21 protein-coding genes are annotated in these 17,346 nt (G+C 60.5%); 6 read left to right on the top strand and 15 right to left on the bottom strand.

What is annotated here, in order from left to right; genetic code table 11:
* Positions 1–39: 39 nt before the first annotated feature.
* The gene (locus tag AB4O05_RS09450) at positions 40–624 is read right to left on the bottom strand and encodes a YajG family lipoprotein (RefSeq protein WP_460131423.1); all 585 of its coding nucleotides are present in this window, start codon (positions 622–624) and stop codon (positions 40–42) included.
* Positions 625–818: 194 nt separating this feature from the next.
* Here AB4O05_RS09450 and AB4O05_RS09445 point away from each other — a divergent pair, with 194 nt between their 5' ends.
* Both AB4O05_RS09445 and mqo read left to right on the top strand, forming a co-directional pair.
* Complete coding sequence (locus AB4O05_RS09445) at positions 819–1,052, top strand: hypothetical protein (protein ID WP_460131425.1); 234 nt, start codon at positions 819–821, stop codon at positions 1,050–1,052.
* A gap of 729 nt (positions 1,053–1,781) precedes the next feature.
* Positions 1,782–3,290, top strand: a complete 1,509-nt coding sequence (gene mqo, locus AB4O05_RS09440) for a malate dehydrogenase (quinone) (RefSeq protein ID WP_460131426.1) — start codon at positions 1,782–1,784, stop codon at positions 3,288–3,290.
* Positions 3,291–3,347: 57 nt separating this feature from the next.
* On the opposite strand, the gene AB4O05_RS09435 is transcribed toward mqo, so the two are convergent.
* The 4 genes from AB4O05_RS09435 to AB4O05_RS09420 all read right to left on the bottom strand — a co-directional run bounded on the left by AB4O05_RS09435 (position 3,348) and on the right by AB4O05_RS09420 (position 5,290).
* The gene (locus AB4O05_RS09435) at positions 3,348–3,635 is read right to left on the bottom strand and encodes a PA4642 family protein (RefSeq protein WP_460131427.1); all 288 of its coding nucleotides are present in this window, start codon (positions 3,633–3,635) and stop codon (positions 3,348–3,350) included.
* A gap of 105 nt (positions 3,636–3,740) precedes the next feature.
* On the bottom strand, positions 3,741–4,226 hold the full coding sequence (locus tag AB4O05_RS09430; protein ID WP_460131428.1) for a hypothetical protein: 486 nt from the start codon (positions 4,224–4,226) through the stop codon (positions 3,741–3,743).
* A gap of 35 nt (positions 4,227–4,261) precedes the next feature.
* Positions 4,262–4,729, bottom strand: a complete 468-nt coding sequence (locus AB4O05_RS09425; RefSeq protein WP_460131429.1) for a WbuC family cupin fold metalloprotein — start codon at positions 4,727–4,729, stop codon at positions 4,262–4,264.
* Positions 4,730–4,732: 3 nt separating this feature from the next.
* A complete protein-coding gene (locus AB4O05_RS09420; RefSeq protein WP_339417533.1) occupies positions 4,733–5,290 on the bottom strand; it encodes a hypoxanthine-guanine phosphoribosyltransferase in 558 nt (185 codons plus the stop codon).
* A 164-nt stretch (positions 5,291–5,454) separates the two neighbouring features.
* Between AB4O05_RS09420 and upp the strand changes: the two genes are divergently transcribed.
* Both upp and AB4O05_RS09410 read left to right on the top strand, forming a co-directional pair.
* Complete coding sequence (upp, locus tag AB4O05_RS09415; protein ID WP_460131430.1) at positions 5,455–6,093, top strand: uracil phosphoribosyltransferase; 639 nt, start codon at positions 5,455–5,457, stop codon at positions 6,091–6,093.
* 2 nt (positions 6,094–6,095) lie between these two features.
* Positions 6,096–7,370 carry a uracil-xanthine permease family protein gene (locus tag AB4O05_RS09410; RefSeq protein ID WP_460131431.1) on the top strand — a complete coding sequence of 425 codons (1,275 nt, stop codon included), beginning with the start codon at positions 6,096–6,098 and terminating at the stop codon, positions 7,368–7,370.
* 127 nt (positions 7,371–7,497) lie between these two features.
* Here AB4O05_RS09410 and hisC read toward each other — a convergent pair whose 3' ends face one another.
* The 10 genes from hisC to AB4O05_RS09360 all read right to left on the bottom strand — a co-directional run bounded on the left by hisC (position 7,498) and on the right by AB4O05_RS09360 (position 15,535).
* On the bottom strand, positions 7,498–8,550 hold the full coding sequence (gene hisC, locus AB4O05_RS09405) for a histidinol-phosphate transaminase (protein ID WP_460131433.1): 1,053 nt from the start codon (positions 8,548–8,550) through the stop codon (positions 7,498–7,500).
* A gap of 3 nt (positions 8,551–8,553) precedes the next feature.
* On the bottom strand, positions 8,554–9,870 hold the full coding sequence (hisD, locus tag AB4O05_RS09400; RefSeq protein WP_460131434.1) for a histidinol dehydrogenase: 1,317 nt from the start codon (positions 9,868–9,870) through the stop codon (positions 8,554–8,556).
* A gap of 126 nt (positions 9,871–9,996) precedes the next feature.
* Entirely contained in the window at positions 9,997–10,632 is a 636-nt protein-coding gene (gene hisG / locus AB4O05_RS09395; protein ID WP_003188599.1) for an ATP phosphoribosyltransferase, read from the bottom strand.
* 226 nt (positions 10,633–10,858) lie between these two features.
* A complete protein-coding gene (gene murA, locus AB4O05_RS09390) occupies positions 10,859–12,124 on the bottom strand; it encodes a UDP-N-acetylglucosamine 1-carboxyvinyltransferase (protein ID WP_071494136.1) in 1,266 nt (421 codons plus the stop codon).
* Positions 12,125–12,147: 23 nt separating this feature from the next.
* Positions 12,148–12,387 (bottom strand): BolA family protein, encoded by a 240-nt coding sequence (locus AB4O05_RS09385; RefSeq protein ID WP_027604803.1) that lies wholly within the window; start codon positions 12,385–12,387, stop codon positions 12,148–12,150.
* 113 nt (positions 12,388–12,500) lie between these two features.
* Positions 12,501–12,806: an STAS domain-containing protein gene (locus tag AB4O05_RS09380; protein ID WP_460131437.1), complete on the bottom strand. Its 306-nt coding sequence runs from the start codon at positions 12,804–12,806 to the stop codon at positions 12,501–12,503.
* The gene (locus AB4O05_RS09375; protein ID WP_460131438.1) at positions 12,803–13,450 is read right to left on the bottom strand and encodes an MlaC/ttg2D family ABC transporter substrate-binding protein; all 648 of its coding nucleotides are present in this window, start codon (positions 13,448–13,450) and stop codon (positions 12,803–12,805) included. The genes AB4O05_RS09380 and AB4O05_RS09375 overlap by 4 nt, the downstream gene beginning before the upstream one ends.
* Before the next feature lie 11 nt (positions 13,451–13,461).
* Positions 13,462–13,929 carry an outer membrane lipid asymmetry maintenance protein MlaD gene (mlaD, locus tag AB4O05_RS09370; protein WP_247395982.1) on the bottom strand — a complete coding sequence of 156 codons (468 nt, stop codon included), beginning with the start codon at positions 13,927–13,929 and terminating at the stop codon, positions 13,462–13,464.
* Positions 13,929–14,726, bottom strand: a complete 798-nt coding sequence (mlaE, locus tag AB4O05_RS09365) for a lipid asymmetry maintenance ABC transporter permease subunit MlaE (RefSeq protein ID WP_460131439.1) — start codon at positions 14,724–14,726, stop codon at positions 13,929–13,931. The genes mlaD and mlaE overlap by 1 nt, the downstream gene beginning before the upstream one ends.
* Complete coding sequence (locus AB4O05_RS09360; protein WP_247395984.1) at positions 14,726–15,535, bottom strand: ATP-binding cassette domain-containing protein; 810 nt, start codon at positions 15,533–15,535, stop codon at positions 14,726–14,728. Before AB4O05_RS09360 ends, mlaE begins: the two co-directional genes overlap by 1 nt.
* 310 nt (positions 15,536–15,845) lie before the next feature.
* On the opposite strand from AB4O05_RS09360, the gene AB4O05_RS09355 reads away from it, so the two are divergent.
* Positions 15,846–16,820 carry a KpsF/GutQ family sugar-phosphate isomerase gene (locus AB4O05_RS09355; protein ID WP_460131441.1) on the top strand — a complete coding sequence of 325 codons (975 nt, stop codon included), beginning with the start codon at positions 15,846–15,848 and terminating at the stop codon, positions 16,818–16,820.
* A complete protein-coding gene (locus AB4O05_RS09350) occupies positions 16,821–17,345 on the top strand; it encodes a KdsC family phosphatase (protein ID WP_460131443.1) in 525 nt (174 codons plus the stop codon). It begins immediately after the preceding gene.
* Position 17,346: the final 1 nt, after the last annotated feature.

Below are 17,346 nucleotides of genomic sequence, written 5' to 3'. Positions count from 1 at the left end.
AAAACCGGGCTCCCAGGAGCCCGGTTTTTTATGTGGCGATTATTGCGAGCTGAGCAACTGACCGATGCTGGGATCCTTGAACAGGCGGGTCAAGGCGTCACTCAGCACGTCACTGACCAGCTTGGTGTTGGTTTCCTGATTCGGCGACATGCCGAAGCGCTGATTGAGCGACGCACCGTAACGGCCACTGTAGCGACGGGTACCGGCGGTGACGTCGGACTTGAAAGTGGCGCCGATGGACGCTTCGGTCACATACAGGCCGTCTTTGGGCGACTGGTACTTCAGCTCGGCCAGGGTGATGGTCAACTGAGGCGCACCCGGCGAGTTGGCAGGGGTGAAGCCCAGCAGGCGCACGGCCGCTTCGGCCTGGGCCTGCAGCTTGGGCAGTACATCCTGGCCGGTCACCGAAATGAGCGCAGTCTCCGGATACAGGCCGCCACGCGAGCCGAGCGTAGGCGACGGCCGGCCGTCCACCACACGCACCGATACCGGCTGGCCGTGGCCTACCGGCGCCAGCTGCGTGGTGAGCTTCGGTTGCGGGCTCAGTTGTTGCGGGCTATTGGCGCAGCCAACCAGGGCCAAGCTGGTCACAGTGATCAAACCGAACAACAGGCGTTGCAACATGCTCTTCTCTCCAAAAAAACGAGTACCGACAGGCCGGCAGTATAGCGGGCGGCCCACGCCGGGAACTAGCATCAGTTACAACCTACGACTCGCGGGCATTGTAGGGGTTCGATGTCACCGATATGTCACAACCGATACATAGTCCCGTCATGCCTGGCAGGCATGCTTGGCCTCAATTTCAGGAGGCTGATTCCATGCATTTTCTCTGGTCGCTGTTCACGCGCAAGCCCGCCCTTCGCCAATTTGCCCTGCTCGATGCGCAAGGCCGCTGCCAGGCTTTCAAAGAGTGCAGCCACCCGCCGGTCGGCGATGGCTGGGTGGAAATCGAAGAAATCCGCTTGAGCTGGATGCACCGCCCCCTGCCCGCCAGCGCCCGCATCAGCCCTCGCCCTGCGCGGTCGCCACGCCACCAGCCGTTGGCCGCCTGACCGAAGACCTAATAAAAGTCATAAAACACGCCCATTTCCCTGGCGTTCTTCGCTACAATCTCCCCCCGATTATAAGGACGTCTCCTGATCGGGCCTCGCAGCATCGTTAATGCCTCGGCATTAACCTCCAAGAATCGCCCACAGAGAGCCGCCCACACAGATCGAGTGAAGCTGGCGCGCTTGCTGTTTCCTTTGCAAACCACCCGCCTTTACCGAATCTGCCAGAGCTGCCATTGCGCTCGGCCACCTGAGTTGTTTGCCCGTTTTGCCGCTTGCCGGCAAAGGTGTTGCGGGCCAGGTGCCAGGCTGGGGCAGCCCTTTTTTGAGGTTCACGTCTTCAAAAGAGCGTGAAAAAACGGGTTTTCACAACTTCACAAGAGTGTGGCGAGCAAATGAATAGTTTGGCGTTTGTACAAGCACCATCAGCGTCTGGAACAGCCCAACCACACAGGACCGAGTACTCCTTAAAAGCCGGAGCTTGAGCCTGTCCGCTACGGATTGGTTGCACGAGTCGCACGCTTTGACCATAAGTCGAATTGCCACAGGCGCCCATGAATGCGTTCATAGGCAGATTAGGCCGGGCAGGAAGCGTGCGCTGAAGTTGCAAAGAATTGCGAATCGGACATGGCGATCCTGGCCATGGGTAATCTGGGGCAACACGTGAAACGCCCCGTCACTCCTGGCCGCCATGCCGACAATTTGGTGCTGCAGATTTTGGAGACGCGTTAAATGGCGCATAACGAAGCAGTCGACGTAGTACTGGTAGGGGCCGGCATCATGAGTGCCACCCTCGCCGTGCTGCTCAAAGAGCTCGACCCCGGCCTCAAGCTGGAAGTCGTTGAGCTGATGGATTCGGGTGCCGCGGAGAGTTCCAACCCGTGGAACAACGCCGGTACCGGCCACGCCGGGCTGTGTGAGCTGAACTACACGCCCCAGGCCGCCGATGGTTCCATCGACATCAAGAAAGCCGTGCACATCAACACCCAGTTCGAGGTGTCGAAGCAGTTCTGGGCATACCTGACCAAAAAGGGCACCTTTGGCTCGTCCAAGTCCTTTATCAGCCCGGTGCCGCACCTGAGCTTCGTGCAGGGTGACAAGGGCGTGGCGTTCCTCAAGAAGCGCTTTGAAACCCTCAGCCAGCACCATGCGTTCTCGGACATGCACTACACCGAAGACCGCAGCGAGATGGCCGAGTGGATGCCGCTGATGATGCCGGGCCGCCCGCTCGATGAAAAAATCGCCGCCACTCGCGTCATGAATGGCACCGACGTCAACTTCGGCGCCCTGACCAACCAGTTGCTCGGCCACCTGACCAGCTCGGCCGATGCGCAGGTCAAGTACTGCAAGCGCGTCACCGACCTCAAGCGTAACGGTGCCGGCTGGACCGTGAGCATCAAGGACGTCAACAGCGGCAACAGCCGCGACGTGGACGCCAAGTTCGTCTTCCTGGGCGCCGGTGGCGCGGCACTGCCATTGCTGCAGGCCTCGGGCATCGAAGAGAGCAAGGGGTTTGGCGGCTTCCCGGTCAGCGGCCAATGGCTGCGTTGCGACAACCCGCAAGTGGTCAGCCAGCACCAGGCCAAGGTCTACAGCCAGGCCGCCGTGGGCTCGCCACCGATGTCGGTGCCGCACCTGGACACCCGGGTCGTCGACGGCAAGAAGTCCCTGTTGTTCGGGCCCTACGCCGGTTTCACCACCAAGTTCCTCAAACACGGCTCGTTCCTCGACCTGCCGATGTCGATTCGCGCCGGCAATATCGGCCCGATGCTGGCCGTGGCCCGCGACAACATGGACCTGACCAAGTACCTGGTCAGCGAAGTGCGTCAGTCCATGGAACAGCGCCTGGAATCCCTGCGCCGCTTCTACCCTGAGGCGAAAGCCGAAGACTGGCGCCTGGAAGTGGCCGGCCAACGGGTGCAGATCATCAAGAAAGACCCGAAGAAAGGTGGCGTGCTGCAATTCGGCACCGAACTGGTCGCCGCCAAGGATGGTTCGCTGGCGGCGCTGTTGGGCGCGTCTCCAGGCGCTTCGGTGACAGTTTCGATCATGCTGGAACTGATCGAGCGGTGCTTCCCGGCCAAGGCCAGCGGTGAATGGGCGGCCAAGCTGCACGAGATCTTCCCGGCCCGTGAAAAGGTGCTGGAGACCGATGCCGAGCTGTATCGCAAGATCAACACGCAAAACAACATCAGCCTTGAGCTGGTTGAGCACAGCAATGAGGCCGAAAGCTACGCTTGAGGCCTTGCTGCCATAAAAAAACGCCCCGAGCAGGGCGTTTTTTTTGGCTCGACATAATCAGCCGCGGGCGTTATCGATCAGCTCAATGTACTCAGCGGCATTGCGCTGGTCCTTGATCAGATCAACGAAGGTCTGGCCATGCTCGTCCTTGCCGTCCAGGTCCAGGCCGGCGTCCTTGAAGAAGCCCAGGAACCGCTCGAAGTCGTCGATACGCAGGCCACGGTAGGCCTTGATCAGTTTGTGCAGGGACGGTGAAGTCGCGTCGACTGGCTCGAAGTCCAGGAACAACTTGATCTGTTCGTCGCCGATCTCGTCACCAATCACCTGTTTCTTATCTTTACGCATTACCGACTCCAGCCTGCAGACATGTACACGGGAAACGCAGTTTACCTGCGAGGAACACGCTTCGGAAGCAAGCCCGCTCTCACAGCAGGTTATGCAGTGCACTCATTACCGAGAGCGAACAGAACCGGTATGCAAATCCGCCCAGATATGCCCGTTGGCATAACTGAGGAACTGCACATACACCGTGTCATTGCGCAGCAGGTCAACGATCACCCGGTATTGGGCAGTTGGGTAAGACAGGGTCAAGGTTTTGCTCTTGTCATCGAATGCCGGTTTTTTCAGGCTTTTGCTTTCGGCGTCGAAGTTGAGCACCACCTGGGCGATGCTCGCACCTTTGTTCAGGGGCTTGCCCTTGAGGCGGATCATCAGCGGTGCGGTGACCGGGATCGGTTGCTGGGTGGATTGGCGCTGGTTGCCCACCACCACCGCGTATTCGGTGACTTGCAGTAGTTGCTGTTGGGCAGGCGTTTCGGCGCGCAGGGCCAGGTCATCCGGCGGCAGAAATTGACCGTGCATCAGCGCCGGGGCAGCGGCCAGGGGCAAACTGCAGGTCAGCGCCAGGAGGGTGCAGGTACGAATCAACAGGCTCATGGGCCGCTCCGTGCGAAGTAGCCCAGCACTGTAGCTCAATCGAACTGGGCAAGCATCCAGCGTTGATAATCGGCCACATCGGCATCACCTTCACGGGGAGCCCATTGTGCCAATTCGCCCTCACTTACCGGCCGGTACGGCCCGGCCTTGCATTCGAACATCACCGTGTCGGGCTCCAGCACCACCAGGCCATGGAATACACCCGGCGGCACGTCAACGCCGCAACACTCGCCACCGGCCTGCAGCACGCGCTTGGCGATCACTTCACCGCTGTTATCGAACACCAGCAAACCCAGACGTCCCTGGAGCACCAGCAACGTCTCAGCCTTGTCCGCACTCAAGTGCCGATGGGGTGGTACGTAGGTGCTCGGTTGCAACCCCACGGCCATGCGATGGCACGGCTCTTCCATCTGATGAAAGTTGCAGTGATGCCGGCCGCGAGGACTCGCGGCCGCTTTCTCGGCCAACTCGGCAAACAGCGTCTGATCAAGAAAGCGGGTCATGGTTTACATTCCTTTGACGGCGTAGATGCCATTGGCATTGCGCCAGTAGCCTTTGTAGTCCATGCCGTAACCGAAAATGTAGCGGTCGATGCACGGCAGGCCGACGAAATCGGCCTTCAGCTCAGGGCGGGCCTTGCGGTCGTGGTCTTTGTCGATCAGCACGGCGGTGTGCACTTTGCGCGCGCCGGCGTGCTTGCAGAAGTCGATGATCGCGCCCAGGGTGTGGCCTTCATCGAGGATGTCGTCGATGATCAGCACATCACGGTCGATGAATGAGACTTCGGGCTTGGCTTTCCAGAACAGGTCGCCGCCGGTAGTTTCATTGCGATAGCGGGTGGCGTGCAGGTACGACGCCTCCAGCGGGAATTGCAGGTGGGTGAGCAGCTTGCCGGCGAAGATCAGGCCGCCATTCATCACGCAGAAGACCACCGGGTTGGTGTCGGCCATTTCGCGGGTGATGTGTGCGCCCACCTTGGCGATCGCTTCTTCGACTTGCGCTTCGGTGTACAGGCAGTCAGCCTCGCGCATGATTTGACGGATATGCTCGAGATCAGCGGACATGGCGCTCTCCAAGGGGATGCTGTGGCAAGAAAAGCGGGCGAAGGTACGCCTCTCATGCGCTCCGGGCAAGCCTTAATGGACTAACGTACGAGATGTCTATAGGACAACACCCTCGGATAGATTAATCTAGGCCGGTTTTTTTGCCCGCCGCCGGAGCCTTTCCCATGCCCACTCGCGAGATCCGCCACCCGCTGATCCGACACAAACTCGGCCTTATGCGCCGCGCCGACATCAGCACGAAGAATTTCCGCGAGCTCGCTCAGGAAGTTGGAGCGTTGCTCACTTACGAAGCCACCAAGGATTTGCCGCTGGAGACCTACGATATCCAGGGCTGGGCCGGCACCGTCCAGGTCGAGAAAATCGCCGGTAAGAAAATTACCGTAGTGCCGATCCTGCGCGCCGGTATCGGCATGCTTGAAGGTGTACTCAGCCTGATCCCGGGCGCCAAGGTCAGCGCCGTGGGCGTGGCCCGTAATGAAGAAACCTTGCAGGCCCACACCTACCTGGAAAAACTCGTCCCGGAAATCGACGAACGCCTGGCGATGATCATCGACCCGATGCTCGCGACCGGCAGTTCCATGGTCGCCACCATCGACCTGCTGAAAAAAGCCGGCTGCAAGGACATCCGCGCCATGGTGCTGGTCGCGGCACCCGAAGGCATCGCCGCCGTCGAGAAAGCGCACCCCGACGTGCAGATCTACACCGCGTCCATCGATGAGCGCCTGAATGAACACGGCTACATCATCCCTGGCCTGGGCGACGCCGGCGACAAGATCTTCGGCACCAAGCAGAAGGACGCGTGAGCATGCAGGACGAATTCAACGACCCGCTTTGGCGCCAGATCCTGTCTGGCGCACAAATGCTCTTCGTAGCATTTGGCGCGTTGGTGTTGATGCCACTGATCACAGGCCTTGATCCAAACGTCGCACTGTTCACCGCTGGCCTGGGCACGCTGTTGTTCCAGGTCGTGACGGGGCGGCAGGTGCCGGTATTCCTGGCATCGAGCTTTGCCTTTATCACCCCGATCATTCTCGCCAAGGGCCAGTTCGGCCTCGCCGCGACCATGGGCGGGGTAATGGCGGCCGGTTTCGTTTATACCTTCCTGGGCCTGGCGGTGAAGATCAAGGGCACCGGTTTTATCGACCGGCTGCTGCCGCCGGTGGTGATCGGCCCGGTGATCATCTCCATCGGCCTGGCCATGGCGCCGATTGCCGCGAACATGGCGATGGGCAAGTCCGGCGACGGTGCCGAGCTGATCCATTACCAGACGGCAATGATGATCTCGATGCCGGCACTGCTGACCACGTTGATCGTGGCGGTGTTCGGCAAGGGCATTTTCCGCCTGGTGCCGATCATCTCCGGCGTGCTGGTGGGCTTTGCCATGGCGTTCTACTTTGGCGTGGTCGATACAGCGAAGGTCGCCGCCGCCCCGTGGTTCGCCCTGCCCCACTTCACCGCGCCGGAATTCAACTGGCAGGCGATCCTGTTTATCGTCCCGGTGGCCCTGGCCCCGGCGATCGAACATATCGGTGGTGTGATTGCGGTGGGCAGCGTGACCGGCCGTGACTACCTGAAGAAACCCGGCCTGCATCGCACCCTGCTGGGTGATGGTATCGCCACCACCGCCGCCGGCCTGTTCGGCGGCCCGCCGAACACCACCTACGCCGAAGTGACCGGCGCAGTGATGCTGACCAAGAACTACAACCCGAAAATCATGACCTGGGCGGCGGTGTTTGCCATCAGTCTGGCGTTTATCGGCAAGTTCGGCGCACTGCTGCAGAGCATTCCGGTGCCCGTGATGGGCGGGATTCTCTGCCTGTTGTTCGGCTCGATTGCCGCCGTGGGCATGAACACCCTGATCCGCCACAGGATCGACCTGGGCGAGGCGCGCAATCTGGTGATTGTCTCGGTCACTCTGGTGTTCGGGATTGGCGGCGTGCTGGTCGGTACCGGCACCGGCCCGGATGATTTCGGCCTCAAGGGCATCGCCCTGTGTGCGGTGGTAGCGATTGGCCTGAATCTGCTGCTGCCGGGCAATGATGGCTGGAAGAACAAGAAGCCGGATGAGCCGCTGCTCTAATTAACGTCGCAAACCAAATGTGGGAGCGGCTTGCTCGCGAATACGGAGTGTCAGTCGATGAATATGTGACTGATACACCGCTTTCGCGAGCAAGCCCGCTCCCACATTGTTTGGATCTCCAGTGTGCTTAGAGCTCACCGAGGCCGTCGATCAGCGCCTGGTTCTGCTCCGGTGTTCCGATGCTGATCCGCAGGAATTGAGCAATTCGCTCCTGCTTGAAGTGCCGCACGATCACCCCCTGCTCACGCAATTTGGCCGCCAGGCCAGCGGCGTCGTGCTGCGGGTGGCGGGCAAAGATGAAGTTGGCCGCGGATGGCAGCACCTCAAAGCCCTTGGCTTCCAACTGGGCAACCAGCGTGTTGCGGCTGTCGATCACCAACCGGCAAGTCTTCTCGAAGTACTCACGGTCATCGAACGCCGCCGCCGCACCGACAATCGCCAGCCGATCCAGCGGATAGGAGTTGAAGCTGTTCTTGACGCGTTCCAGCGCTTCGATCAGGTCCGGGTGGCCCACGGCCAGGCCCACGCGCAAACCGGCCAGTGAGCGCGATTTGGACAGGGTCTGCGTCACCAGCAGGTTCGGGTAGCGGTCCACCAGGCTGATGGCGGTTTCGCCGCCGAAGTCGATATAGGCTTCATCGACCACCACCACCGAATCCGGGCTGGCCTTGAGGATCTGCTCCACGGCGTCCAACGCCAGCACGCAGCCGGTCGGCGCGTTCGGGTTGGGGAAGATGATCCCGCCGTTGGGCCTGGCGTAGTCCGCTGCACGGATCTGGAACTGCTCGTCCAGCGGCACCGGGTCGGACTTGATGCCATAGAGGCCGCAGTACACCGGGTAGAAACTGTAGCTGATGTCCGGGAACAACAGGGGCAGCTCGTGCTGGAACAGGCCGTGGAAGATGTGCGCCAGCACTTCATCGGAACCGTTGCCGAGGAACACCTTGCTGGCGTCGACCCCGTAAAATCTGGCCACCGCCTGCTTGAGCAGGTCGCTGTTCGGGTCCGGGTACAGACGCAGGTTGTCGTTCAACTCGGCCTGCATTGCGGCCAGCGCCTTGGGCGACGGGCCGTAGGGGTTTTCATTGGTGTTGAGCTTGACCAGCCTGGTCAGCTTCGGCTGCTCGCCGGGCACGTAAGGCACGAGGTCCTTGACGAAGGGGCTCCAGAATTTGCTCATGCCTTACTCTCCCTTAACGATGCGATATTCGGCGCTGCGTGCGTGTGCGCTCAGCGATTCACCACGGGCCAGCACCGAAGCGGTCTTGCCCAGCTCGGAAGCGCCCTGCGGCGAGCAGAAGATGATCGACGAACGCTTCTGGAAGTCATACACCCCCAGCGGCGACGAAAACCGCGCGGTGCCGGAGGTCGGCAGCACGTGGTTGGGACCTGCGCAATAGTCGCCCAAGGCTTCGCTGGTGTGGCGGCCCATGAAGATCGCACCGGCGTGACGAATAGACGGCAGCCAGGCTTGCGGGTCGGCCACGGACAGCTCCAGGTGCTCCGGGGCGATACGGTTGGCCACTTCGATGGCCTGGTCCATGTCGCGCACCAGGATCAGCGCACCACGACCATTGATCGACTTCTCGATGATCTCGGCGCGGTCCATGGTCGGCAGCAGCTTATCGATGCTGGCGGCGACCTTGTCGAGGAACTCGGCGTCCGGGCTGACCAGAATCGCCTGGGCATCTTCGTCGTGCTCGGCCTGGGAGAACAGGTCCATGGCGATCCAGTCCGGGTCGGTCTGGCCGTCGCACACCACGAGGATTTCCGAGGGGCCGGCGATCATGTCGATACCGACCTGGCCAAACACGTGGCGCTTGGCGGTAGCCACGTAAATGTTACCGGGGCCGACCACCTTGTCGACCTTCGGTACGCTTTCGGTGCCATAGGCCAGGGCGGCAACGGCCTGGGCACCACCGATGGTGAACACACGGTCGACACCGGCGATGCAGGCTGCCGCCAGCACCAGCTCGTTGATTTCACCGCGCGGGGTCGGCACGACCATGACCACTTCGGTCACGCCGGCCACCTTGGCGGGAATCGCGTTCATCAGCACCGACGAGGGGTACGAGGCTTTACCGCCTGGCACATACAGGCCGGCACGGTCCAGCGGCGTGACCTTCTGGCCCAGCACGGTACCGTCGGCCTCGGTGTAGCTCCAGGAATCCTGTTTCTGTTTTTCATGGTAGCTGCGCACGCGCGCCGCCGCGATTTCCAGGGCTTCGCGCTGAGGCGCGGTGATGCGCGTAAGGGCCAGCTCCAGGCGTTCACGGGGCAGGATCAGGTCCGACATGGACGCGACGTCCAGGCCATCGAACTGCCGTGTGTAATCCACCAGCGCCGCATCGCCGCGCTCGCGCACGGCCTTGATAATGTCGAGTACTCGCTGGTTGACCGAGTCGTCGGACACACTTTCCCAGCTCAGCAGATGATCCAGATGATGGGCGAAATCCGGGTCGGCAGCGTTGAGTCGGGCAATTGCAGTGGACGTGGTCATAGCGAGGGCCTCATAGGATTGGCAAAAACTCAGGCGCCCTAAACTACCGTTCGCTCCGCTTGGGCACCTGAGAATTCTGGCTATGAGGCGGATAGACGGGCGCAGCTGTTGGGCTACGCGGGTGAGTCAACCGCGGTGTCGCGACTCCACTGCCTTGCGCAGGGTGTCGATCAACGCCTGGATACGAGCGTGCTGCATCTTCATCGAAGCTTTGTTGACGATCAGGCGGGAGCTGATGTCGGCAATAAAGTCCTGGGGCTCGAGGCCGTTGGCACGCAGGGTGTTACCGGTATCGACCACGTCGATGATCTTGTCAGCCAGGCCGATCAGCGGCGCCAGCTCCATCGAACCGTAGAGTTTGATGATATCGACCTGACGGCCTTGCTCGGCGTAGTAGCGCTTGGCGACGTTGACGAACTTGGTGGCCACGCGCAGGCGACCTTTGGGCTCGACATCACCGACACGACCGGCGGTCATCAGCTTGCACAGGGCAATACGCAGGTCCAACGGCTCGTACAGGCCCTGGCCACCGTATTCCATCAGCACGTCTTTACCCGCGACCCCCAGGTCGGCCGCGCCATGTTCAACGTAGGTCGGCACGTCGGTAGCCCGCACGATCAGCAGGCGAACGTCGTCCTGGGTCGTAGGGATGATCAGCTTGCGGCTCTTGTCCGGATTCTCGGTCGGCACGATGCCCGCTTCAGCCAGAAGCGGCAAAGTGTCGTCAAGGATGCGGCCCTTGGACAGTGCGATGGTCAACATGGGAAATGTCAGTCCTTCATCAGGCTATTGCTGTCCGGTCGCAAATGGCGCCAGACACAGATCGAGGCCATTACAGCCCCGATTTGAAACAAACCAGTGTTTGTAGGAGCGAGCTTGCTCGCGAAAACGTCAACGATAACGCGTTTATTCAGACTCAACGCGGTGCCCACGAGTTCTTCGCGAGCAAGAACTAGGCGTCCCCCTCGCTCCTACAGTGCAGCTGGGACTAGCCCGGTACGCGGCGGATTTTCGCGCCGAGCATCTGCAGTTTTTCCTCGATGCACTCGTAGCCACGATCTATGTGGTAGATGCGATCGATCAGGGTATCGCCTTCGGCGATCAGCGCCGAGATCACCAGGCTCGCCGAAGCGCGCAGGTCGGTGGCCATGACTGGCGCGCCCTTGAGCTTCTCGGTGCCGGTGACGATGGCGGTGTTGCCTTCGACCTGGATCTTCGCGCCCATGCGGTGCAGTTCGTACACGTGCATGAAACGGTTTTCGAAGATGGTCTCAATCACAGCGCCGGTACCTTCGGCAATCGCGTTCAAGGAGATGAACTGCGCTTGCATGTCGGTCGGGAACGCAGGGTACGGCGCGGTACGCACGTTGACGGCTTTTGGCCGCTTGCCGTGCATGTTCAGCTCGATCCAGTCTTCACCGGTGGTGATTTCGGCACCCGCTTCGCGCAGTTTTTCCAGGACCGCTTCCAGGATGGTCGGATCGGTGTCCTTGACCTTGACGCGACCACCGGTAACGGCGGCGGCGACCAGGTAGGTACCGGTCTCGATGCGGTCAGGCATGACCTTGTAGGTGGCGGTATGCAGACGCTCTACACCATCGATGGTAATGGTGTCGGTGCCGGCACCGGAAACCTTCGCGCCCATGGCGTTCAGGAAGTTGGCCAGGTCGACCACTTCCGGCTCGCGCGCAGCGTTTTGCAGCACGCTGCGGCCTTTGGCCAGGGCCGCGGCCATCATGATGTTCTCGGTACCGGTCACGCTGACGGTATCAAAGAAGAAGTTCGCGCCACGCAGGCCGCCTTCCGGTGCCTTGGCCTTGATGTAACCGCCTTCGACGTCAATGACTGCGCCCATGGCTTCCAGGCCACGGATGTGCAGGTCCACCGGACGCGAGCCAATGGCGCAACCGCCAGGCAACGCCACTTCGGCTTCGCCGAAACGGGCAACCATCGGGCCCAGCACCAGGATCGACGCACGCATGGTTTTCACCAGCTCGTACGGGGCGATCAGGGTCTTGATGGTGCGCGGGTCGATTTCGACGGACAGTTTCTCGTCGATCACCGGCTCGATACCCATGCGACCGAACAGCTCGATCATGGTGGTGATGTCGTGCAGGTGCGGCAGGTTGGCCACGGTCACCGGGCCATCGCACAGCAAGGTCGCGGCCAGAATTGGCAAGGCAGAGTTTTTCGCACCGGAAATGCGAATCTCGCCATCAAGGCGGGCACCGCCGGTAATAATCAATTTATCCATAAGAATCTCGACGCCTTGGGGGCTCAGGTGCGCTCGGCCCAGGCCGCGCGGCTGAAAAATTTCATAGTGACCGCATGGATGCTGCCATCGGTGATCCATGGGTTCAAATGGGCATAGATCTGCTGCTGACGCTTGACCGGGCTCAATGCCGCCAGTTCATCGCTAATCACGTTCAGCTGGAAGTTGCAGCCTTCGCCTTCAACTTCTACGTTCGTATCCGGCAGCTTTCCTTCAAGGAAGCTCTTAACTTCTAGGGCCTGCATGCTCAACCTCTATTGGCGCCCAGTGCGCACGGGTCGCACATCATACAAAAAAGCCCCGCGCCTGCGAACCCCGCATAGCAGGACTCTGACGGGGGGCTTTCGAATAATGGCTATTAAGGATGCGTCAACAGCTCGGTCAACCCGGAAACCTCGGCGATTTCACGCATGTCTTCGGGCAACGCACGGATACTGACCGTTTTTTTGACCGCCTCGGCATCGCGCATGAAACACAGCAGCAATGACAAACCGACGCTGCTGGACTTGGTCACCGCCGAGCAATCCAGCACCAGCGCAGGCGCTGTGCTGCCGTTGATCAGCGCCTGGCCCTGCTTGCGCAGGTCGGGGCCGGAGCGGTAATCCAGCACGCCGCTGAGAAACAACTCGCCGGCGTCGCCAAGACGAACAGCCGATTCGGTCATTGCACAGTCTTCCCGGCGGATTTGTCGGTTTCTTCCTTGGCCTTGGCCACTTCACCGGCCCAGCCATTGATGGTCTTGTCCAGGTCATTGCCATTGCGCTGCATGGCGTCGGCGAACTGGTCACGGAACAACTTGCCGATGTTGATACCGTTGATGATCACATTACGCAGTTTCCATTCGCCGCTGATCTTCTCCAGGGTGTACTGCACCGGATAGATGGCACCATTGCTGCCCTTGACGCTCATGTTGACGCTGGTGCGATCGCCCGACTCATCCCCGGCGGGAGCGACGGTGATGCCCTGGTTGTTGTACTCAAGCAAAGCGTTGCCGTAGAACTGGAACAGACCTTTCTTGAAGTTCTCCTGGAACGTCTGCATTTGCGCAGGCGTCGCTTTGCGCGAATATTTGACCGTCATGATGCTGCGCGAAATGCCTTCGGCATCGACCACCGGACCGACAATGGTGTTGAGGGCATCGTAGAACTTGGTCGGATCTTGCTTGTACTGTTCTTTATTGGCAGTCAGGTCAGCCAACATCTTGTTGGTTGTGTCCTGCACCAGTTCGTGCGCAGAACCTGCCGCGTTGGCCATCAACGGCAGTGCCGCCAGCAATACCAGCAGGCCACGTCGCAAGGTAGAGATCATGAACAGGTTCCTCATTTGGCGTCTTTATTGACCGTATTGAGCAAAAATTTTCCGATCAGGTCCTCGAGCACCAGCGACGACTGCGTGTCGTGGATGGTCGAACCATCCTTGAGCAGGGCCGTTTCCCCGCCCACGCTGATACCGATGTATTTCTCGCCCAGCAGACCCGCGGTGAGGATGGATGCGGTGGAGTCGGTCGGCAGATTGTCGACCTTCTTGTCCAGTTGCATCGTCACCCGACCGGTGAAGCTGTCGCGGTCCAGATCGATTGCCGAGACCTTGCCGATGGTCACACCGGCCATGGTCACTTTAGCTCTGACAGTCAAACCGGCGATATTGTCGAAGTACGCGTAAAGTTTATAAGTATCGGCCGTGGGGCTGGCCGAAAGGCCGCTGACTCGCAGGGCCAGCAACAGTAAAGCCAGGATGCCAGCCAGCAAGAAAAGGCCGACACCGATTTCCACAGTGCGGTTTTGCATCAGAAATCTCCAAACATCAAGGCGGTCAAAATGAAGTCAAGGCCCAGTACTGCCAGCGAGGCGTACACAACGGTCTTGGTGGTGGCGCGACTGATCCCTTCTGAAGTGGGCTCACAGTCATAGCCTTGGAATACGGCGATCCAGGTCACTACAAAGGCGAAGACGATGCTTTTAATGATGCCATTGAGCACATCGCCGTTGAAGGTCACGCTGTTTTGCATGTTGGCCCAGTAGGAGCCGTCGTAGACGCCCAGCCAGTCCACCGCCACCCACGAACCGCCCCAGATACCCACCACGCTGAAGATCATCGCCAGCAATGGCAGGGATATGAAACCGGCCCACAGGCGCGGGGCAACAATGTATTTGAGCGGGTCCACGCCGATCATTTCCAGGCTGGACAATTGCTCGGTGGACTTCATGTTGCCTATTTCGGCAGTCAGCGCGGAACCCGCACGCCCGGCGAACAGCAACGCGGTCACGACCGGCCCCAGTTCACGCAACAGTGTCAGGGCAACCATCTGCCCTACCGCCTGCTCCGAACCGTAGCTGGAGAGGATATTGAACCCCTGCAGCGCCAGCACCATGCCGATGAACACCCCGGAGACCACGATGATCACCAGGGACATCACGCCCACCGAATGCAGCTGCTTGACCAGCAGGCCAAAGCCGCCACCAATGCCACCGCGCCCGAGCAGGGCGTGGAACAGGAAAATCGTCGAACGCCCCAGCACTTCGACGATGTCGATGCCGGAGCGACCGAAAAGGCGAACCTTCTCGATAAGAGATGTCTTGCGCATCAGCGCTTCCCCAGAAGATCTGAGCGGTAATCCGCTGCCGGAAAGTGAAAAGGCACAGGGCCGTCGGGATCGCCGGTCATGAATTGGCGAATGCGCGGGTTGTCGGCGTTCATCAGCTCTTCAGGCGTGCCTTGCCCCAGCACCTGGCCATCGCCGACTACATAGAGGTAATCGGCAATGCTCGCGGTTTCTGCAAGGTCATGGGAGACCACGATACTGGTGATGCCCAGCGCATCGTTGAGCAGGCGGATCAGGCGCACCAGCACGCCCATGGCAATCGGGTCCTGGCCCACGAAGGGCTCGTCGTACATGAGGATCTGCGGGTCGAGGGCGATGGCTCGCGCCAGGGCCACGCGGCGCTTCATGCCACCAGAGAGTTCGTCGGGCATCAGGTCGATAGCGCCACGAAGGCCAACGGCCTGCAGTTTCAGCAATACAATGTCACGAATCATTTCATCGGACAGCTGGGTATGCACCCGCAGCGGAAACGCCACGTTCTCGAATACATCGAGGTCGGTGAACAGCGCGCCGCTCTGGAACAGCACGCCCATGTGCTTGCGCGCATCGAACAGATCGCTGCGCGAAAGCGTCGGCAGGTTCTGGCCGTTGACCCACACTTCGCCTGCATTGGGGCGCAATTGCATGCCCATCAGGCGCAACAGGGTGGTCTTGCCGCAACCGGAAGGCCCCATGATGCCCGTGACCTTGCCGCGGGGAATGCGAATATCGACGTTATTGAAGATGCTGCGCGTCCCGCGCTTGAAGGTCAGACCCTTCAGCTCGACCGCGTAGGCGTTATCGGCACTCATCTAAACTCCTTGGGATGCAGCCTCTCACTCAGACACCACGCATGCGATAAACGTTTGCAACGGCTGCGCAATAGATAGCCACATGGGCTGGGCGGACCGAACTGGCGGCGAACTATATCACTGCTGGTGCAACGCGCCCAAGGCCGGAACAGCGCTTGTTCAGATCCGGTACAGGGAAAATCCGTTGCCGGTTGTGTTACCGAGAGGGAATCTTCCGTCCCCTTGGAATAAAGCCTGACGAACTTACGTGAGGGAATTGATCATTACCGCTATAATCGCCGACTTTTCGTCAGGCTATACGATTTCAGACATGAGCCAATCCAGCGACCTTATTCAATCCGCGCAACGCACCATCCGCCTCGAGCTTGAAGCCGTAGAAGGCTTGCTGGCCCACATCGACGCGGATTTCGTGCGCGCCTGCGAGATGATTCTGGCCAGCAAGGGCCGCGTTGTGGTGGTCGGCATGGGCAAGTCGGGCCACATCGGCAATAAGATCGCCGCCACCCTGGCCAGCACCGGGACCACCGCGTTTTTCGTGCACCCGGCCGAAGCCAGCCACGGCGACATGGGCATGATCACCAAGGATGACATCATCCTGGCGCTGTCCAATTCCGGCACCACCAACGAAATCGTGACCCTGCTGCCGTTGATCAAGCGCCTGGGGATCAAGATGATCAGCATCACCGGCAACCCGGAGTCGACGCTGGCCAAGGCCGCCGAAGTCAACCTGAACGTGCACGTGGCCCACGAGGCCTGCCCGCTGAACCTGGCGCCGACATCGTCCACCACCGCCGCCCTGGTCATGGGTGATGCCCTGGCCGTCGCGCTGCTGGAAGCCCGCGGGTTCACCGCCGAAGACTTCGCGTTTTCCCATCCGGGTGGCGCCCTGGGCCGCCGACTGCTGCTGAAAGTGGAAAACGTCATGCATTCGGGCGATGAATTGCCCCACGTCCCGCGTGGCACCCTGCTGAAGGATGCCCTGATGGAAATGACCCGCAAGGGCCTGGGCATGACCGTGATCCTGGAAGCCGATGGGCGCCTGGCCGGTGTCTTCACCGACGGCGATTTGCGCCGCACCCTGGACCGCACCATCGACATCCATACCGCCACCATCGACGCCGTGATGACGCCCCACGGCAAGACCGCACGCCCTGAAATGCTCGCAGCCGAAGCCTTGAAGATCATGGAAGACCACAAGATCGGCGCACTGGTGGTGGTCAATAGCGACGACCACCCGGTGGGCGCCCTGAACATGCACGACTTGCTGCGTGCGGGAGTGATGTAAATGACCAACGATCTGTTGCAACGCGGCAAACACATCAAGTTGGCGATTTTCGACGTTGACGGTGTGCTGACCGATGGGCGCCTGTACTTTCTCGAAGACGGCAGCGAATTCAAGACATTCAACACTCTCGACGGCCAGGGCATCAAGATGCTGATGGCCGCCGGCGTGCAAACCGCGATTATCAGCGGCCGAAAAACCCCCGTTGTGGAACGCCGCGCACAAAACCTGGGTATTCCTCACCTGTATCAGGGCCGCGAGGATAAACTGGTGGTCCTGGACGAGCTTCTTGGCCAACTCAACCTAAGCTATGAGCAGGTCGCCTACCTGGGCGATGACCTGCCCGACTTGCCGGTGATCCGCCGCGTGGGCCTGGGCGTGGCCGTTGCCAATGCGGCGGCGTTTGTTCGCGAACATGCCCACGGCATTACCACCGCCCGTGGCGGCGAAGGTGCCGCCCGCGAGTTCTGCGAGCTGATCCTGCGTGCCCAGGGCAGCCTTGAAGCCGCCCACGCCGCCTACCTATAGA

This window comes from Pseudomonas sp. S1_G07 (genome assembly GCF_054668565.1).
This window is presented reverse-complemented; position numbering and strand designations above follow the sequence as displayed.

What these genes read in the sequence shown, in the direction of transcription:
- AB4O05_RS09450 (WP_460131423.1), bottom strand. Translation starts at nt 624, where the DNA reads ATGTTGCAACGCCTGTTGTTCGGTTTGATCACTGTGACCAGCTTGGCC.
- AB4O05_RS09445 (WP_460131425.1), top strand. Translation starts at nt 819, where the DNA reads ATGCATTTTCTCTGGTCGCTGTTCACGCGCAAGCCCGCCCTTCGCCAA.
- mqo (WP_460131426.1), top strand. Translation starts at nt 1,782, where the DNA reads ATGGCGCATAACGAAGCAGTCGACGTAGTACTGGTAGGGGCCGGCATC.
- AB4O05_RS09435 (WP_460131427.1), bottom strand. Translation starts at nt 3,635, where the DNA reads ATGCGTAAAGATAAGAAACAGGTGATTGGTGACGAGATCGGCGACGAA.
- AB4O05_RS09430 (WP_460131428.1), bottom strand. Translation starts at nt 4,226, where the DNA reads ATGAGCCTGTTGATTCGTACCTGCACCCTCCTGGCGCTGACCTGCAGT.
- AB4O05_RS09425 (WP_460131429.1), bottom strand. Translation starts at nt 4,729, where the DNA reads ATGACCCGCTTTCTTGATCAGACGCTGTTTGCCGAGTTGGCCGAGAAA.
- AB4O05_RS09420 (WP_339417533.1), bottom strand. Translation starts at nt 5,290, where the DNA reads ATGTCCGCTGATCTCGAGCATATCCGTCAAATCATGCGCGAGGCTGAC.
- upp (WP_460131430.1), top strand. Translation starts at nt 5,455, where the DNA reads ATGCCCACTCGCGAGATCCGCCACCCGCTGATCCGACACAAACTCGGC.
- AB4O05_RS09410 (WP_460131431.1), top strand. Translation starts at nt 6,096, where the DNA reads ATGCAGGACGAATTCAACGACCCGCTTTGGCGCCAGATCCTGTCTGGC.
- hisC (WP_460131433.1), bottom strand. Translation starts at nt 8,550, where the DNA reads ATGAGCAAATTCTGGAGCCCCTTCGTCAAGGACCTCGTGCCTTACGTG.
- hisD (WP_460131434.1), bottom strand. Translation starts at nt 9,870, where the DNA reads ATGACCACGTCCACTGCAATTGCCCGACTCAACGCTGCCGACCCGGAT.
- hisG (WP_003188599.1), bottom strand. Translation starts at nt 10,632, where the DNA reads ATGTTGACCATCGCACTGTCCAAGGGCCGCATCCTTGACGACACTTTG.
- murA (WP_071494136.1), bottom strand. Translation starts at nt 12,124, where the DNA reads ATGGATAAATTGATTATTACCGGCGGTGCCCGCCTTGATGGCGAGATT.
- AB4O05_RS09385 (WP_027604803.1), bottom strand. Translation starts at nt 12,387, where the DNA reads ATGCAGGCCCTAGAAGTTAAGAGCTTCCTTGAAGGAAAGCTGCCGGAT.
- AB4O05_RS09380 (WP_460131437.1), bottom strand. Translation starts at nt 12,806, where the DNA reads ATGACCGAATCGGCTGTTCGTCTTGGCGACGCCGGCGAGTTGTTTCTC.
- AB4O05_RS09375 (WP_460131438.1), bottom strand. Translation starts at nt 13,450, where the DNA reads ATGATCTCTACCTTGCGACGTGGCCTGCTGGTATTGCTGGCGGCACTG.
- mlaD (WP_247395982.1), bottom strand. Translation starts at nt 13,929, where the DNA reads ATGCAAAACCGCACTGTGGAAATCGGTGTCGGCCTTTTCTTGCTGGCT.
- mlaE (WP_460131439.1), bottom strand. Translation starts at nt 14,726, where the DNA reads ATGCGCAAGACATCTCTTATCGAGAAGGTTCGCCTTTTCGGTCGCTCC.
- AB4O05_RS09360 (WP_247395984.1), bottom strand. Translation starts at nt 15,535, where the DNA reads ATGAGTGCCGATAACGCCTACGCGGTCGAGCTGAAGGGTCTGACCTTC.
- AB4O05_RS09355 (WP_460131441.1), top strand. Translation starts at nt 15,846, where the DNA reads ATGAGCCAATCCAGCGACCTTATTCAATCCGCGCAACGCACCATCCGC.
- AB4O05_RS09350 (WP_460131443.1), top strand. Translation starts at nt 16,821, where the DNA reads ATGACCAACGATCTGTTGCAACGCGGCAAACACATCAAGTTGGCGATT.